The sequence below is a fragment of the Vibrio hepatarius genome, from assembly GCF_043642085.1.
Classification (GTDB): Bacteria; Pseudomonadota; Gammaproteobacteria; order Enterobacterales; family Vibrionaceae; genus Vibrio; species Vibrio hepatarius_C.
Window position 1 is genome coordinate 405,908 of sequence record NZ_JBHZSA010000001.1, and the last position, 17,898, is coordinate 423,805.

General features: G+C 43.9%; 13 protein-coding genes and 1 pseudogene. 8 read left to right on the forward strand and 6 right to left on the reverse strand.

Annotated elements, in window-relative coordinates; all coding sequences use genetic code 11:
• Positions 1 to 121 precede the first annotated feature (121 nt).
• Positions 122 to 1,382 (reverse strand): annotated as a pseudogene (locus ACHUFZ_RS01825) (site-specific integrase).
• Positions 1,383 to 2,766: 1,384 nt separating this feature from the next.
• Between ACHUFZ_RS01825 and ACHUFZ_RS01830 the strand changes: the two are divergent.
• From ACHUFZ_RS01830 to ACHUFZ_RS01840, 3 genes are all read left to right on the forward strand, one after another.
• Positions 2,767 to 3,273 (forward strand): cytolysin secretion protein, encoded by a 507-nt coding sequence (locus tag ACHUFZ_RS01830; RefSeq protein WP_394125618.1) that lies wholly within the window; start codon positions 2,767 to 2,769, stop codon positions 3,271 to 3,273.
• Position 3,274: 1 nt separating this feature from the next.
• Positions 3,275 to 4,690 (forward strand): leukocidin family pore-forming toxin, encoded by a 1,416-nt coding sequence (locus ACHUFZ_RS01835; protein ID WP_394125619.1) that lies wholly within the window; start codon positions 3,275 to 3,277, stop codon positions 4,688 to 4,690.
• Positions 4,691 to 4,862: 172 nt separating this feature from the next.
• Positions 4,863 to 5,867 (forward strand): DUF1214 domain-containing protein, encoded by a 1,005-nt coding sequence (locus ACHUFZ_RS01840; RefSeq protein WP_394125620.1) that lies wholly within the window; start codon positions 4,863 to 4,865, stop codon positions 5,865 to 5,867.
• Between the two features lie 49 nt (positions 5,868 to 5,916).
• Here the strand turns inward: ACHUFZ_RS01840 and ACHUFZ_RS01845 are convergent, their stop codons facing one another.
• Positions 5,917 to 6,843, reverse strand: a complete 927-nt coding sequence (locus ACHUFZ_RS01845) for a LysR family transcriptional regulator (protein WP_394125621.1) — start codon at positions 6,841 to 6,843, stop codon at positions 5,917 to 5,919.
• A gap of 234 nt (positions 6,844 to 7,077) precedes the next feature.
• Here ACHUFZ_RS01845 and ACHUFZ_RS01850 point away from each other — a divergent pair, with 234 nt between their 5' ends.
• Positions 7,078 to 8,175, forward strand: a complete 1,098-nt coding sequence (locus ACHUFZ_RS01850) for a hypothetical protein (protein WP_394125622.1) — start codon at positions 7,078 to 7,080, stop codon at positions 8,173 to 8,175.
• A gap of 109 nt (positions 8,176 to 8,284) precedes the next feature.
• Here ACHUFZ_RS01850 and ACHUFZ_RS01855 read toward each other — a convergent pair whose 3' ends face one another.
• Positions 8,285 to 8,641, reverse strand: coding sequence for a VOC family protein (locus ACHUFZ_RS01855; RefSeq protein WP_394125623.1), 357 nt, complete (start codon positions 8,639 to 8,641; stop codon positions 8,285 to 8,287).
• Between the two features lie 107 nt (positions 8,642 to 8,748).
• The gene (locus tag ACHUFZ_RS01860; protein ID WP_394125624.1) at positions 8,749 to 9,558 is read right to left on the reverse strand and encodes a sulfite exporter TauE/SafE family protein; all 810 of its coding nucleotides are present in this window, start codon (positions 9,556 to 9,558) and stop codon (positions 8,749 to 8,751) included.
• A 343-nt stretch (positions 9,559 to 9,901) separates the two neighbouring features.
• On the opposite strand from ACHUFZ_RS01860, the gene ACHUFZ_RS01865 reads away from it, so the two are divergent.
• The 4 genes from ACHUFZ_RS01865 (at position 9,902) to ACHUFZ_RS01880 (ending at position 14,611) form a co-directional block, all read left to right on the forward strand.
• A complete protein-coding gene (locus ACHUFZ_RS01865; protein WP_394125625.1) occupies positions 9,902 to 10,876 on the forward strand; it encodes a DUF1852 domain-containing protein in 975 nt (324 codons plus the stop codon).
• Between the two features lie 27 nt (positions 10,877 to 10,903).
• Positions 10,904 to 11,935 (forward strand): methionine synthase, encoded by a 1,032-nt coding sequence (locus ACHUFZ_RS01870; RefSeq protein ID WP_394125626.1) that lies wholly within the window; start codon positions 10,904 to 10,906, stop codon positions 11,933 to 11,935.
• Between the two features lie 153 nt (positions 11,936 to 12,088).
• Entirely contained in the window at positions 12,089 to 13,426 is a 1,338-nt protein-coding gene (locus ACHUFZ_RS01875; protein WP_394125627.1) for a winged helix-turn-helix domain-containing protein, read from the forward strand.
• A 36-nt stretch (positions 13,427 to 13,462) separates the two neighbouring features.
• A complete protein-coding gene (locus ACHUFZ_RS01880) occupies positions 13,463 to 14,611 on the forward strand; it encodes an outer membrane protein assembly factor BamB family protein (RefSeq protein ID WP_394125628.1) in 1,149 nt (382 codons plus the stop codon).
• A gap of 79 nt (positions 14,612 to 14,690) precedes the next feature.
• Here ACHUFZ_RS01880 and ACHUFZ_RS01885 read toward each other — a convergent pair whose 3' ends face one another.
• Complete coding sequence (locus tag ACHUFZ_RS01885) at positions 14,691 to 14,996, reverse strand: DUF1330 domain-containing protein (RefSeq protein ID WP_394125629.1); 306 nt, start codon at positions 14,994 to 14,996, stop codon at positions 14,691 to 14,693.
• Positions 14,997 to 15,186: 190 nt separating this feature from the next.
• Positions 15,187 to 17,829 carry a cellulose-binding domain-containing protein gene (locus tag ACHUFZ_RS01890; RefSeq protein WP_394125630.1) on the reverse strand — a complete coding sequence of 881 codons (2,643 nt, stop codon included), beginning with the start codon at positions 17,827 to 17,829 and terminating at the stop codon, positions 15,187 to 15,189.
• Positions 17,830 to 17,898: the final 69 nt, after the last annotated feature.

Genomic DNA, 17,898 nt, shown 5'->3' on the forward strand with positions numbered 1-17,898 from the left:
ATTGTAAGTTCTTAAATTAACAACCAAGACATGATGCACTTAGTTGTACATAAGGAAAAGCGTAAGCTGCAATAATGAGATGTAATTCAAATGGTTAAATCTATACATGTACAGTTTAAGTCTATTTGCTAGCTGATTTATGTCCCACTTCTATTGGTTGTACTTGATTCCAGCGAATATCATTCTCTCGTGTATATCTTCGTTGTATCCGCATTGGCATGGGCCATTCGCTCAGTTGCGCTTATGCCCTGCTCTTCAATCATTCTGGCCGATAGACCTCGAATCTCGTGATAGGTAGGTCGAAGAGATTTTTTGAGGTGATCGTATAGGCCCAAAGAGTCTCTTACTCTGCTGAACTCTTTACTGATATTGTGATGGTGAACCTGATAAAGATGGTCGGTTTCTTTAGAGATACCTCGCTGTAATTGGCGAGGTTTTCTATGCACCACATACGGACAATGCAACCTTGAGGTTTTGGATAAATCGACAATGTCTTTTATCGCCTGAGTGACAGGAATCGCTACCGCTGAAGTCTCCGACTTTTGAACTTTCTGACGGTGGATATAAAGCGTTCCGTAGATAGGTTGACCGTCAATGTAATCCACCCTACCCTCTGGATTCCAAAGGATGCCGCATACCCCTTCTCTGGGCTTCTTGATTCGATAGCGCAATCGGTAGATTTCTCGCACAGCATGAGTTGTCTCTAAGGTTAAAGACATCGCGACTTTCAAGAAAAGTGGCGCTGCTTCGTAGATTTGAAGATAGCTTTCATAATCTAAGTTGTGACGTGCTTTGGTGTAATCCTCTTTCGATAAGCGTCGCTGTTTCTTGTTAAGAACAAAGTTACTCTCTATCGCACTCTCATCAGCCAAATAGGAAAATATCTTTTTCAGATTGCTGATTTTTCCATTTAGCTGTCGATTATTAAGCTCTGCATAGTATTTACCAATGTGCTCATTGATATGCTGTAACTTCAGCGATTTTGTTAAGCACTTACCCATGTGCTCTTCCAACCTTTCGCAGTCACGTTCTAAGTTTCTAAAGACGTCTTTTGAGAGTTTCTCTTCCGCTTTGACACGAGCCAACACGACAGGGAGCCAATCTTTTAATGGCTTGTTAAACTTATCTCTACGCCCTTTGGAGATCGCTCTTTGAAATTGGGTTGGCTCATTAAGATCGAAGTCTTGCGTCAGCTCCGGCCTGTTCTGCATGTTATAAACATACGCCGCTTGAATCGCCTCTTGCTCGGTTGTGCCACTAGGGAAAAGTCGTTTAACACCTTCAACTGTTGTAAAGCGAAAACGAAGCTCTCCCCTGTGGCTCATTCGTACAAGAAATGCTGGGTAGTGAGCCGTTTCTTTACTTCTTGCTCGACCTACCATCACGACTCCAGAAATCTGACTAATTCTGAAATACGATCTGCTGGGTTGCCTATATCCTCATCTATACAGACAAGGTATCGGCCCGTTGGGGTTCGAGTACCGCCCAGCTTCCCAATTTTTATCCAATTAATGATCGTGGCGCTGCACATACCAGATCCAGGATAAAACTCCTCAATGTACTGACTCGGTCTCAAGTATCGGATTGCCATGTTCTTCTCCTCACATTTCAAATAATGAAAATTGCTTAAGAAAAACTATGCATGAAATTTTCGGTAAGATTTGTTTTGAGCGGCAATTGGCCACAAAAACAGATGAAGAAGAGATACGTAAAGCGGCCGATGCCAGTCGCTATAGGGTGGACTTATACAGTAGTAGCGAATCTACAACCAATTGATTTATAAGCTTTTACTAATTAGACCATTTTCGCATTTAAGACGTCACTTTAAGATACGAAATGCTCTATAAAATAATGAAAACATTAAAAATCAATACCCTACAACTGTGCTTACTACCAACATCGGGGTTTCACCGTTTTTGAATACCAATAATAGGATGCAGATTTGTGTAAGGCGAAAGTTCTTCCATAGCCTATGGCATAACTTCTACTGGCGGCACCAGACTCCAGCGAATATCATTCGCTCTTTTGAAAACCTTCGTTGTATCAGCATTGGCATAAACCATTCGTTGAGTAGCACTCATACCTACTCTTCAATCATTCTGGCCGACAAACCTCGGCTCTCGTGATATGTAGGGCATGGCGTTGTTTAACGTTTCCTATAAGAAATATTTTTGATCTATATCTCTCTTTCCACCTAAATATAAAACTGCCGATAAAAATAAATTAGAGTAATTACTTTAAAGTTATTTTTAACATTAACTTTTAAGGAATTTTGATCGGTAAATATATCCTCACAAGTACCATAACCGCACCACCAAAATCGAACAAAGAGTATACAGAATTGATGATATATAAATTAATACTATCTAAAACATAAAGTTATCAACATACTGCCATTTGTCTCATCGGTTTAATCAAGTAAATGCTAACTATCAAAATTGTTATCAGACTAATGATAAAGTGCTCTTTTATCCGTTTCATGAAATAAAAACCATAGTATTTGTAAGAATTTACCTACCCTCATCCCTGCAATTAATACTGAATAAACATCACACTTTAATAAATATAAATTCACAAAAGCTAATATAAAAATTCCCTTTTCCGAAACTTATTTACCGTGTTAATAAATAAAACACGGGATTGATTTGGAGTATTACTCAACTCCAAGAGGTATTTGTTCCCGTAGGAGACAAAAATCAAACATCAGAGATTAATAACTGATTATTGGTTTGTTATTTAGTAGGAACTCTTTACTAGGATTCTGGTATGTATAAGAAAAACACTAAAGTGTTAGGCGCAGTTACCCTGCTCTCTTCTTTATTCGCTGCACATTCATTTGCTGATATTCAAATACTCGGAAGTGAAAGTGAGATATCTCAATCAATCACTGATCACTATCAGCAATCAAGTCGGTTTTACGACGGTAGCTTGGCTAACAATGATGCACTCTACATTAACGTAGGAACGGCATCTGATGATGACATCAGCAAGGCAAAATCACACATTTATCAGGGAGATATTGTCATCATAGACCTACGTCAAATTCCAGGGGAAGACGCCAAAATCGAACTGAGCCAATCGTTAACCGGGCTAGGTAGCGACAGCCCTCTTGTTGTCACCGGCCTTTATCAGGGCGACAAGATCATTAATTCTATTGTGGCAGACGTTCGCGATGAAAATGGTCAATCAATTAATAACCCTTCGGCTGAACTAGAAAGTCTCAACCACTCGCTGGTTCATGCTCTAGATCGTCTTGGTTTTGGAGGTAAGTAATATGAAAACTTCTACTTTTTACACACTTTCTTTACTCGCCGCTTCTACCAATGTATTTGCCGACAACTATGTACCTATTGTCGAAACCGTACACTACATCACTAGCTCTAAGATGACCTGTAACCTGTACACGAGTAAAGAGTTCGATAAAACACGCGATTGGTGTAATGCTGGTGCATCGGTTGATCTGCGAGTAACCGTTGCTCAAATGCGTTCTGTTCAATCATCAACTTCACAAGGCTTCACACCAGACGCTAAGATCGTTCGCTTTACTATTGATGCCGATAAACCTGGCACAGGCTTCCATCTGGTAGATGACCTGCAGCAGGATCATAGTTGGTTCCAGAGCTGGGCAAACCGTCGTACATACATCGGCCCGTTTGCCAGCAGTTATGATTTGTGGGTGAAGCCTATCTCGGGCTATGTACCGAAAAAAGTCAGCGATTTTCCTCATAATGAAAACAAAAACTACCAGCACCGCGATACGCATGGTTATTCAATCGGCATCAATGGCTCATTAGGTGCAGAAGTGGGTAAAGATGGCCCTAAAGTCGGTGGCGAAGTGGGCGCCTCATTCAGCTATAAGAATGAAAAAACACTGGTATTCGATACCAAAGACTACCGGGTAAACAATCGTTCTTCGCTGAGCGATTTTCAGGTCTCATTTGAGCGTGAGTTTGACAAATGTTCAGAGCTAAGACGTCAGGAGCTAGGCTGTTACTTTACTGCCGCACACTGGGGTAGCGGCTGGGTATTTGATAAATCTAAGTTTAATCCGATCTCTTACGCCAACTTCAAACCAAATTATGATGTGATATACGAAGCGCCTGTGAATCAAGATGGCACGACTAAGTTTGAAATCGGTGCCCAGTTCACTGCAAAGGCACGCTATGGCGATGTGATTCCATCTGCATTGTTCTCGGTATACGGCCCGGCGGGTTCATCATGGATCGCTCGCTCTATCAATACGTCATTCACTATTGATTGGAGCCACCCGCTGTTCGAAGCGGAAGCACACGTGACCTTACAGTCATTGAGCAACAATGATCTATGCCTTGATGTATACGGCACCGATGGCGATAAGTCAGCAGAAGGTGGGCAAGTGAATGGTTACTCTTGTCATGGCAATTGGAATCAAACTTGGGGGCTAGACAAACAAGAGCGATACCGCAGTCGTGTTGATCCGGATCGCTGCCTCACAGTCTCAGCTTCTAAGACTTTAACCGTAGAATCATGTAGCTCTAATCTGGCGCAGAAATGGTTCTGGGAAGGCGATAAGCTAATCAGCCGCTACGTTGATGGCTCGAACGATCGCTATGTTCTCAATATAGTGTCTGGCCAAAACGTCGGTATAACACCTGAAGATCAAGCGACTCACGCGAGATGGAAGCCAGTTCTTCAACAAGTTAAGCTGTAATCATTGGTATTCGAAAACGGAAAGCACTGCTTTCCGTTTTTTTAGCCCATGCTCAAAAATGACTTGGCAATTCCGTTTGGTTATTACCTGAATTACATCAATTCATTTCTGCCATCACACTCATATCGATAAAGTGAGGTCATCTCTTAATGACGACCTCAAGGTAAGCGACATGAAAAAGACCATCTTAGCGACTCTTATTGCCATCACCTCTATGCAAACTCTGGCAGCCGTTAAAGTGACCGACAAAAATTTCGCCCGTGCAGAAACCGACCTGTACTTCACTCAACAACTAGATCGCCAACCAATCAATGTGTTTGACCACAACCGAGACAGCGTCACCGTTGATAATCAGATGATCATTCGCTCAAATACCGACTTGCTCTACTCGACAGCCGTGGTAGATGTATCGAAAGGCGCCACTTTCCGTTTAGCGAAAGGTGATTCTTACCAAATCATGCATTTCTTCAACAACAATCACGATAACCACATGGCAATTTACGGTGGTGACGAGATCTACATAGATTCGAAAATTGCAGGTTCAGATTACATTTATATCCTAATGCGTACCGCTACGACGGCAGGAATGGAAGAGGCACATCGCTTACAAGATGCAGCAGTGATTGATGCAAAATCCGCGAAGCCATTTAAGCCAGCACAAGATTGGGACAGCGCCTCTCGCGACGCAGTACGTGCGAAATGGGAAAAGCAAGTTAACACGATTAAAACGGAAGAAGCCTTCACTACAGGCATAACTGCAACTTCAAACAATGAAGACTTTATGATTGGCACTGCATCCGGCTGGGCGGGTTTACCGGCAGACTTCGCGGTTTACTCTTCACGAGCAGGCTCAGGTAAAGTCGAATGTGCCAGCGTTACCTTTGACAAACCATCGCTAAGCTATGACAAAGGCGGTTACTGGTCTATTACCGCATACTCTGGCGAAGGCTGGTTGATGACCAACAATAACAGTGTGAATTCAATCTCCGCCGTACCAAATAAAGATGGTTCTTATGCCATTCAATTCGCGCCACAAGGCGAGACATGTGGTGGTGCTAACAATGTCATTGAGGTTAATGACGCTGAATGGAAATTTGTAACGCGAGCTTACCGCCCGAATAACAAAGCAAAAGTCATCGAAGAAATGCATAACTTTCCGAACGTGACAACAAAATAACGCATAACTGGCTGAGTCTATTTAGGCTATGCCTCAAAGAATAAGCCTCTCAACCGAGAGGCTTATTCTTTTCTTCGATGATGGCTTGAGAAGTGGTGATGATTTTTCGCTTGAGCCACTGGTGCATCGGATGCATGCGCTTATTGTGCGATTCCACTAACACTATGTTCTTTAGCTCATCCGGTGCGTGGTTTGGGAACGTGACATAGTCGAACTCACCACTAAGATAACGAGCAAGCTGCTTAGAGCAAGGCAAAATAATATCGCTTTGCTTAACCACATCGAGCAAGGTATGCAGATAGGAACTTCGTGCTTTTACCTTAAGCGTTTCACTTGAAAGATGCTTGGCAATAAAGGGCTGGGCATCGTTCCATCCCGGCACTACCAAACTGGCGTATTCTGCTTGATTGATTTCAGATTGAGACAACGTCTTTCCTGCCAATGAATGGTTAGTTTTAACTAAACCAACAAAATCATCTTCACCAATGACTTGGTGGGTAAACTGCTTATTGGTTTCAATTGGCGAATAATTGATGGCGGCTTGAATCTCACCGTCAATTAACTTTTTGAGCGTTTGAGAGCCCCAATTCACAATGTTTACTTGTGCATTTGGTGCCTCTTCAATAACAGCCAGACACAAGCGCGCACCGAGCCAATTAGAAATAAAACCGTTGATTGCAATGGTAATATCGCCTTGGTAATCAGAGGGGTCAAAGCTTGGAGAATCCAGAATGACCTCATCCAAGCTTTCCATTATCATCGGAAGTTTCTCACCCAGCTCAAGCGCCCGTGGTGTTGGCTTTAAACCAGAGTGAATCCGGGTAAACAACTCGTCATCAAAATAATCACGCAGTCTTCCCAACGCTTTACTCACTGCTGGCTGGCTAAGTGCTAGGCGGTCGCCAGCAATACGCGTGTTCTTGGTTTCTAACAACACCAGAAGAATACGCAGTAAATTGAGGTCCAGTTGTTTCATCAAGATTCGTTTTCCCTTAGCCCTATCGAGTTTGTTGCCCATAAGCCATTACAAGTCGTCACACAGTAGAATGTCACGGTTTAGTACGGCGTTCAATAAGCATACAGTGTGCCATGCCATCCCTTTGTGATTATTTAGTCTAACAAGTGCTTCCCGTGGCAAATACGTTCTAATACAAAAGTCTTATTGACCATATACTCAATAGGTATGAGTGGAGAATATATGGAGTTGGGTATGACGTTTACAAAGAGTCTGTGGTTTGTGACCACATTATTACTATTTTCAGTGGCGGCTGAGGCAGGTAAGCCCATACGAAGCGATGGAACCTATATAGGGAACGGCTTTCCTAGCGGTGAGCATTTCAACCTTATTCTCCATGGTAAGAAAGACACTCACGTGTGTGAAACTTACGTCGAGGTCGTCGAGATAACCGATACCGATCCGGTTGACCTAACCGAACCATTTTACGCTATCGGTGACAAATATCTGCCTGGCGAATGTCCAACGCAAGATGGGTTTGAATATCGCTGTGCCTACGGTAACGTTATCAACATGCCTAGAGGAAGTGACAGTAGTCAGGTTCTGATGGAATCTGGCAGCAAAGGACCAGCTAAAAAAGCTGGTAGCGATGCTGATTTAGACGATACGACATTACAAGTGACAGATGCCTGTACCGGCTACACTGGCAATGACCCTGCCATAGTTCGTATTCCTGCTAATAGAGATGGTTATGCCGTGTACGCTCGCGTTTTGGGTAAACCGACTGACGATGGTGGCCCAGATTTCAGCGTTACTGGCCGTTCAATACCAATCATAGGTGATGGTGATAATACCTCAGATGACGTCTGGCTAATTGGCGTGATTGATAATGAGGGCGCGTTAATACCGGGTACATGTGACGATGGTGGCTGTACTCTTGAACGTTGGGAATCGACTGAAAAAGGCAAAGGAGCCAAAACGGCGACCAACTTAACTGGCCTGTTTAGCTTCAGCGGTGAAGTGTGCTACTGGGAAGACGATGAGTCTTGTTTAGATGGTAATACCAATGTTTGTACTGATAAAGACTTCTGCTGCACCATCGTTGATGAGTACGACGGAGTTGGAGATATCGAAGTTAACGGTACTGTTTATGATTGTGAAATCGCCGATGATACAACCCTCGATGACTTGGGTATGTGCTTAGCGGATGGTGATGTGCCCGATACCTTACACTGCCGCACTTATGAAGAAGAGTGGATCTTCAACATTGAAGACTTCGTTAATGTCCTATTTGATCTTAACAACGATGCCTATAACGTTCAGATAAGACTATATCCATTACCACTTAAGTAACTTTTAAACGAATTAAAACCATCAGGCTTTATGCTTGATGGTTTTTGTTTGCGCTTCTATCTACGAGCTACAAAGAATCGCGCCTATATAAGACACTTTGATTCTAACCTTAATCAGAAAAACAGATTTTGTTTCTGTCGAGATCTCTAACATAAGCAGAAAACCGCGGCCCACGCTGATTGGGCTTACCCTCACATGCCCCGCCTAGCTCGATTGCTCTTTCGTACATCCTGATCACTTCATTGGCCGAGCCAACACAAAAGCCAACCATTGTGCCATTGCCATTTGTTGCTGGTTCTTCATTGAATGGCAGCGCCGCTGCAAAGGCAAAATCATCCCCAAGCCAGTAAGTCATTCTGTCGCTTGGGACGACTTTCTCCAATTTAGATTGTTCAAAAAGAGAATCGTAAAATTTCGTCGCGGCTTGCATGTTGTTCGTTCCAACAACAAAGTAATTCATTCTCATGCTTCAATAACTCCGTCTAATTGAGCGAACGATAATATCCCTAGCTACTGACAGGACGTGTCAGGAGATACGTTCATTCTCACTCCATTCCTTTAGTCAAAGTTGTATTAGCTAAAAGCCATGTTCCCTGCCATAGCCAGTAACAGCATTGCAAAAATCTTCTTGATGGTTGATACAGGTAACGTATGCGTCGCTTTCGCCCCAAGTGGCGCGGTAAACCACGATGTACTGACAATACCAAACAGAGCTGGCAAATAAACAAAACCTGCAAAACCCTCTGATAGAGAAAAATGTGCGCTGCCCGAGCTGATATAACCGATGGAGCCAAACAGTGCGATAACGATGCCACAAGCAGATGCGCAACCAATGGCTTTTTTCATGTCTATAGAGAAAAACGTCAGTAAAGGCACAAGCAGAGCACCGCCACCAATCCCTATCATCGCAGAGAGCCCACCAGTGATGGTCGTCAGTACCGTTAACACCCCTCGGTTTGGCATCTTACGCTCAGTCGGTGTGTCGTTTTTGCTGCTGTAGAACATCTTCAAAGCAATAAGAACAACACTAACAGCGAAGACTAAACGCACGACCTGTTCTGGTAGAAGTGCTGCCATAAATCCACTAACCAATGCACCAAGCGCCACACCTGTCATGATCCAAGGTGCGAGATCCCAAGGCACATTGCCATTTTTATGATGGGCAATAGCAGAAGAAGTCGACGTAAATAGGATGGATGCCAAAGAGGTCGCTACCGCTGCGATCACTACCTGATCGCTAGGTAGTACTTCGAAATACATCAAAATGACGCTCAGTACCGGAACAATGACAAGTCCCCCACCGATACCCAGCAAACCCGCCAAAAAGCCAACACCACTACCCAATAACGCACAGTAGACAACCAACAACAGTAACTCACTCACTCCATTCACCTCTTCTTTATCAACTTAGGAGAATTCCCCTATCGATATCTTCATATTCCCTTTAAGCCCATTAATATAACTCGTCAGAAAATAATGAAACATGAATATTTCTCATGTTGATTGTGAAAGAAAACCATTGTTATTCGTTAAGTGATTAACGTTATAAAAGATCCACTGCTCTTAGCTCTAGAGATAATTACAGTTGATAAGATTCCGATATCGAGCTTTATGAGAATAACTGTAATGGCTAGTGACTGGGAAAAATAAAAATAACAGCAGAAAGCTTACAAATAGTAAGGAATAAGTTCAGCTTTCACCTAAGGATATAGGATACCAGATCACCATGAACAACGATTTCACATTTAAAATTAAGAGCATTAGCCTCGACGAAAACTACCACCCATCAAACAGCACTCGTATTACGACCAACTTTGCCAACTTGGCACGAGGCGAAAGCCGTCAAGAGAACTTACGTAACGCTCTGAAGATGATCGACAATAATTTCAATGCCTTAGCAACTTGGGACAACCCAACAGGTGATCGCTACTCAGTTGAGCTAGAAATCGTTTCTGTGGATATGAATATTGAAAACGAAGGTCAAGCATTCCCATCAATTGAAGTTTTAAAAACCAATATTATCGATCATAAAACAAATGAGCGTATAGAAGGCATAGTAGGAAATAACTTCTCTTCATATGTTCGAGATTATGATTTCAGTGTATTGCTGCTCGATCACAATAAAGGTCAATCTACATTTAGCATTCCAGATAATTTTGGCGAACTGCATGGCAAACTTTTCCAGCACTTCATCAACTCAAATGTTTATAAGCAGCACTTTAAGAAATTGCCCGTTATCTGCCTGAGCGTTTCAGATAATAAGACTTATCAACGTACTGAAAACCAACACCCGATTTTAGGTTATGAATACCAACCGAATGAATCCTCTTTAACTGAGCAATATTTTAAGAAGATGGGCTTACAAGTTCGCTACTTCATGCCACCAAACAGCGTGGCTCCGTTAGCGTTTTACTTCTTTGGCGATCTGTTGAACGACTATTCGAACCTTGAACTCATTAGCACAATCAGCACGATGGAAACCTTCCAAAAGATCTATCGACCAGAGATTTACAATGCGAATGCAGTCGCAGGACAACGTTACCAGCCTAACCTGAAGAATGCCGATCATTCGTTGACTCAAATTGTCTATGACCGCGAAGAGCGCAGTAGGTTAGCTATTGAGCAAGGTAAGTTTGCTGAAGAGCACTTCATCAAACCTTATCAAACGGTTCTTGAGCAATGGTCTGCCAATTACGCCTAGTCACTTAACGCGAGCTTAAACAGTATTATGAAGACATTATTACCTACTTCAACAGCGGGCAGCTTACCTAAGCCGTCTTGGCTGGCACAACCCGAAACACTTTGGTCTCCGTGGAAATTGGAAGGCAATGAGCTGACTGATGGTAAGCAGGATGCCCTACGCGTCTCTTTACATGAACAGCACCAAGCGGGCGTTGATATTGTCAGCGACGGCGAACAAACCCGCCAACATTTTGTGACCACCTTCATTGAGCACTTGAGTGGTGTTGATTTTGAAAACCGTAAGACGGTTAAAATTCGTGACCGTTACGATGCGAGCGTTCCAACCGTAGTTGGCCCAGTGAGTCGCCAAAAACCGGTTTTCGTTGAAGATGCCAAGTTCCTACGCCAGCAAACAGATAAGCCAATCAAATGGGCGCTGCCGGGACCAATGACAATGATTGATACGCTTTATGATGACCATTATAAAAGTCGTGAGAAGCTTGCTTGGGAGTTCGCCAAGATCCTCAATCAAGAAGCGAAAGAACTGGAAGCCGCTGGCGTTGATATCATCCAATTTGATGAACCTGCGTTTAATGTGTTTTTTGACGATGTGAATGATTGGGGAATTAAATGCTTAGAAAGAGCAATTGAAGGGCTCAAGTGTGAAACCGCCGTTCACATCTGCTACGGCTATGGGATCAAAGCCAATACCGACTGGAAGAAGACCTTAGGGACAGAGTGGCGCCAGTACGAAGAAGTGTTCCCTAAACTTCAGAAGTCCAATATCGATATTATCTCACTTGAATGCCACAACTCTCGTGTGCCAATTGAGCTACTTGAACTTGTCCGTGGCAAAAAAATAATGGTTGGCGCTATTGATGTGGCGACCGACTCGATTGAAACGCCAGAAGAAGTCGCCAATACTCTGCGTAAAGCACTAGAGTTCGTTGATGCCGATAAGCTCTACCCTTGCACCAACTGTGGCATGGCGCCGCTAGCCCGTGAAGTCGCTACTGCAAAGCTTAAAGCATTGAGTGAAGGTGCGGAGCTAGTTCGAAACGAGCTAGCGAAACAATAATCCACACACTACTTTATAGCCAAAAGCTCCCGTATTTCGGGAGCTTATTAATTCATAAAGTCATTAAGTGTTTAATAAAACTATGGAGGGCAATTCAAAGAATCTGATTTAAAATTTTGCTAATCTATTCAAGTAATTAGCAAAGGAGTCGCTATGGTTCAGTCATGGGTTGTCGGAAAGTGGCAATTGGATAATGCCAGCAACAACATTGTCAGTGGTTCGCAAAGTATTCACCTAGAGCAAAAGCAGTTCCAACTCTTGCAGCTGTTAGCTGAGCACGCTCCTGAGCCCGTATCAAAACAAGAGATCTTTGCGCAGATATGGCGCGATCGCGTCGTGAGTGATGATGCGCTATACGTCACTATCAACGCATTACGCACATCATTAGGCGACGATAAAAAGTCTCCAAGTTATATCAAGACTCTATCTGGCAAAGGTTATCAACTCATCGCTAAAACCTACAAGCTAGAACCGCACAATGAAGACCATCTTGATGACGAGTTACGTGATAAATATCAGCGAGCACGCTTTTTAATCTCTCAAGGCGCATCCAATCATCAGCAAGGGATTGATTTACTCCATGAGGTAATTTGCCATCAACCACACTTTGCCCCCGCTTATGTTCAACTGGCAGATACCATGCTGCTTAACTTATTTACGGAAAGTGCTGAGCTCACTTTAGAGAAAAAACGCATTGAAAAACTGTTGCTACGCGCCCTTGCACTGGACAGTAACCAAAAAGCAGCCCACCTACTATTAGGTAACCTTTACTTTCTGGTTTTTAAAGATCATTCCAAAGCACGCTTTCATTTCCAGCAAGCTGAATCCGTCCCCTATTCGCACTATTCTTTTGCTCAGTTTTTGCTAACACAGTTTGACTTCAAAGGCGCCTACATTGCGCTGCAAAAACATTTACAGTGCTACCCAACAGAATACTCAAAAGAGTGCGTTGCTTGGCTCTATTGCATGCAGCAAGATTATGAGAAAAGCCATCACGAGATTGAAAAAATTCGCGAGTTTGCCGAGGAGAATATGTATTACCATGTTTCGCTCCAAGCTATTTACGAGCAAAGGCAGGAGTATGATAAATCGTTCAAAGAACTCTATTGGTTACTGGAACATGTTGGGTACAACGAAGACCAACTCAAAACCGTTAAAGAAAGATTCCAATCCGAAGGATTACAAGGGGCATACCGTTGGTTAGCCACGGAAGATCAACAACAAATCTCTATCGGTCAATACGCTCCCCCACTCTCAACGGCTCGATATGCAGTCTCAGCCAATGATATTTCCTTGGCATTGGACTGCTTAGAGCAAGCCGAATTGCAGTACCGCCCAGAGCTACTATGGCTAGGCGTCGATCCTAAATATATTCCACTACACAAAGAAGAACGTTATCAAGCCATTCTAAAGCGCCTAAATCTACCGATTCCGCATAATCTTAAGAAAACCTCAGCCAATCCTAAGGATTTACTTTCTATCACTCCGTAATGTTGACTCAAATGATTCAACAAATGGAATAGGACGATGAAACGACATCTTGGACTGCTATTAATCATTGGCTCTATCGCATTACTATTCGGTAAGGCGATAGCAGCCGAAAGTGGTGACTTATTAGGGAGCCTGAAATCTCAGGGGCAAATTTGGTCATCTCCAAAGGTTGATGGTGACCTTGTCTACTTTGGCAGTGACGACGGCAATATTTACGCTTATGACCGCAACTCTAGAAAATTAAAATGGCGCTACGCTACAGGTGGTAAAGTACGATCTTCAGCCGACTTCTCAGCCAATGCCGTCTTTTTCAGTAGTGATGATGGACTTCTCTACGCGCTTGATAAACGAAGTGGAAAGCTTAAATGGAAGTTTAACCTTAGCGACAAAGATGCCAAGCGGATCTTACCTGCTGGCTATGCTCCATGGGTATTTGACTATACGAAATCTTCCCCTGTTGTCGATGGCAATGTCTTATACATTGGTAGCTCAGACCATCACCTTTATGCGCTTTCTATTTCAACGGGCGAGTTAAAATGGAGCTTTAAGGCTGGCGATCGTATCCGATCTACCGCAGCTTTCAATGACTCTCTCGTATTTATTAGCTCTTGGGACGGCGGTACCTACGCACTAAATAAACAAAGCGGCGAACTTGTCTGGCAACACGTAAGCCAAACGCGCATTGTTTCTAGCCCCGCACTGATTGGTGATAAAATCATTATTGGTTCCCGCGATACTCGAATTTACGCATTGAACGCGCAGCAAGGCCATGCTCTTTGGGAGTACAAGTTTAGCAATGGTTCTTGGGTAGAGTCTTCCGCTACCAAGGGAGAAAACGACCACGTCTTCTACATCGGCAGCTCTGACAATAAACAGCTGATGAAATTCGATGCGAATACTGGTAAACCACTTTGGACCTTCAACACTCAAGGTTGGTCATGGGGAATCCCTACATACAATAATGGACGAGTTTACCTAGGAGCGACTGGTACGGAGAAAAACTGGACGACAGTAAAACGCGGATTTTTTGCTATCGATGCCGTCACCGGTAAAGAACATTGGAGTTACCAACCGAAACCAATAGATGATTATGTTCATGGCGGCGTATTTGGCAGTGTTGCTGTCAATAATGACGAAGTCTTTGTTCCTGATTTGGATGGTCACGTCTACATTTTTAAAATGTAACTACGCTTATATACATTCAAGAAACACACATTAAAAAAAAGCAATGATTCATCCCATTGCTTTTCTCTATCTAGCATTGCTACGCCATATCATCTTTACCTTCCACCAATGCATGATGACTGATAGAACCATCCGTACGGGCTTTGAGGTGAGGTGCGTATTCAGGGTCACTCATAAAATCCAGAGCGGCTTGCTTTGATGGCCATTCGATGATCACTCTTAAGGCTGGGTTATCTCTATCCCCTTCAACACGTTCATGAGTCGCCGTTCGCGCTAAGTATTTGCCCCCATGCTTGTGGACCAGTTGGGTTGCAGGGCCAATATAGCCTGGGATCCATTCTTCTTGTGTCGGTGTTACTTCGATTACTGAGTAGTAGCTCGCCATATAAGACTCCAGTTGTATATATGCTAATGTTCAATTAGTGGTCGAAACGTCTTACTGAGTATAGGTAACGACTGCTAGAGTGCCATTTGACTGCCCTACGAACTCATCAATACACAAGAGGCAAACAAAAAGCTCCCGATAGTTGGGAGCTTTAGTCGTTTAACCTAATGAGGTGTTATTTCATTTTGTGTTACTGAGGGTTAAGACCTAAAGTCTGAAGCACTAGCTTAAAGTTATCTTGACGCTCTTTAACTGCGTGTACTTCACCACTCACTGGACAGTGGCTATCTGGACAACCACGGTTTACGATACCTGAAACTGCATCGATAAACGCTGTACCTTGTAGGCCACCATCAACGTACTTCTTCAGCTCAGCATGGTAGTTCCAATCTGCGTATGGACCACCTACATCATTGTAAGTCTGAACTGATGACACCCAGTAGAATAGACCAGCAATCCACTTGATCTCTCTGTTCTCTTCCGAGCTACAAATCAAGCCAGGGTTAGAACAGAAATCTAGGTCAGCATAAAGTGGGTTAGCCGGTGGCGCTTCAACAACCGTACCATTCACCGTTGTACCAATAGTCTCAGGATCTACGTGTGAACGACCCATGAAGTGGTTCAGAGTACCAAAGTTCTGACGACCCGTAGTTTGGATTACACCACGACCCCACCAGCCACAGCCTTCAACAGTACCGTTAGTATCGCTACCATCCCAGATGAACTTACCGGCTTTCTGACCTTCATAGATCTTACATTCACCACGTTCCCAAACCTGCTTCGAGGTATCAACGCTAGTTGGGACTTCCATACAGTGACCATCGTTTGTCCAGCGACCAACATTGCCATTTACTAGCAAGCCTTTTTCTGCAAGAACAGAGTCAGGTGCAGCAAATACAGGAGCTGGTGCGCCATACCATTTCGCATTGGTCAACGCAGTCACTTCCATCTTAGGATCGCGTGGACAAGAGTACGGGTGGTCAATACCGGTGTTTGGATCCATGCCGTAATCAGCATATTTTTGACCTAACTGACCACAGCTCGCTGTCATTGGGTAGTTAACCGGCGCGCCGTAACGTACTTCAGACCAGTTGTTCTCATCACAAGCATTGTAGCGAATGGTTTCTTGCATACTTTGTGACAAGAAGGCTGCGATAGCGACTTTTGCGTAGATAGAGTTCGTTGCATCATCTGCCGCGTCATCTAATAACCAGAAAGTATTGCCTGCTACGCCGACGTTGTGCATCGAGTTAAGACCTGCTAGGAAGTCAGCCCATTTGTACACCGTAGACGGAGCCCATTGCGCTTGTGCCACTTCATACAGGAACGCTTCGTTGTTCATTGCATTTTCTGCACTGGCTAACTCAGAGTTTAATGATGCGATACGAGTCAAAGGACCATTTTGAACGCTTTCACCGACGTAATACAAAGGTACTATTTCTGTCTGGTAGCGAGCGATTTTCGCATTCAGATCTGCACTGTCCGCATCAAACAAGATAGCGAAGACGTTGCTGTGCGCCGCTTTACGAATGTTACGATCACCTGACGTACTTCCTAAGAAATAGGTCGCGGCCTGAGCAGTTGGGATCGACTCTAGTAACGCAGGTGTCTTAATGTGATCAGAAACCTGTTTAACGTACTCTAACGCATAGTGCCACTGCTCGTTACTTAGTGCTGCCGTCGTTGCAGACTTAGAAAATGCCACAAAATCAGCTTTGTTCAGCGAATCTGCTTTATACAGCTCGAACGTTGATAACAAGTCTGAAGAAGCACCAGAAGCGGCATTCCAAACTGCTCGCTTACCTGAATGCGTATTGTACGCAAAGTCACCGATACTTAGCGTCCAACCAAACGTCGCTTGTGGAGCAAAAGTAGAAACAACAAGGTTATGTGCTTGCGCCCAACCTTTCACATCATCAGTCAGTGCATTGATTGCATTCGCATCAAGTTGGCTATGTGTACCCGTTGCATCAACTGCTGCGGTTAAAGCTTGTTTAACAGCTACCGCACCTAACGCAGCGCCTTTGTCGGCTGTTGCTACATCAAGTACATCACTGCTAAGGATAATAGACGTCGAACCCGCCGTGTCAGCCGCTTGGATCAACGCGACAAACGCATCGGTAAGTTTCGCGACATCAGCGAGATCCTGACTGTTCGCTACATTCACGCTAAGAGTTGATGGCGTGTCTAACGTAGCAGGGCCCGCAACCACAAAATTACTTGGCCAACCTGCTACTTCTAGTCGTACTGGGTCAAGAGGGTTTGGCAATGAAAGCGCTGTTGTACCGCCGCCACCAGAAGAAGAGTTATCACAATCTAGATGATGCCCCCAACTGCTGTCGCTACCCGGAATTGAAGACGTCCACCAGTTAGCTTTATAGGCGATATTGTCATTGACCATAATGTCGCCACCTGTGGCGTGGTCACCTTGCGTCCAGTTTGGATAGACATTGAATTCAGCACATGCGCCAACACCTGGCGTAGGATCTGGTGTTGGTGTCGGATCTGGGTCCGGAGTTGGGTCTGGTGTAGGATCAGGCGTCGGGTCTGGATCCGGTGTAGGGTCCGGTGTAGGGTCCGGAGTTGGATCAGGGTCTGGCGTTGGCTCTGTACCGCTCACAAGTTTCCAAGGAGAGTCCCATTCATTAGCATAAGCGTCTGTAGGACTTTGTCCTGCATTAACCCACCACTTGGCTTCATAGGTATTACCGTCAACCGTTACCTGTGTTCCGCCTGCGTATGATTTCGTAGCATCGTAAGGTTCAGCTGCAAACAAGTTGCCACTTAATACAATACAAGCTAACGTGGCCGCCACCTTGTTCATCCTAAACATATCAGTTCCTTTCAGTTATTGATTTTTTATTTAGTTTTCACGTTTTGTTTGATAATCCACTGATTAAGC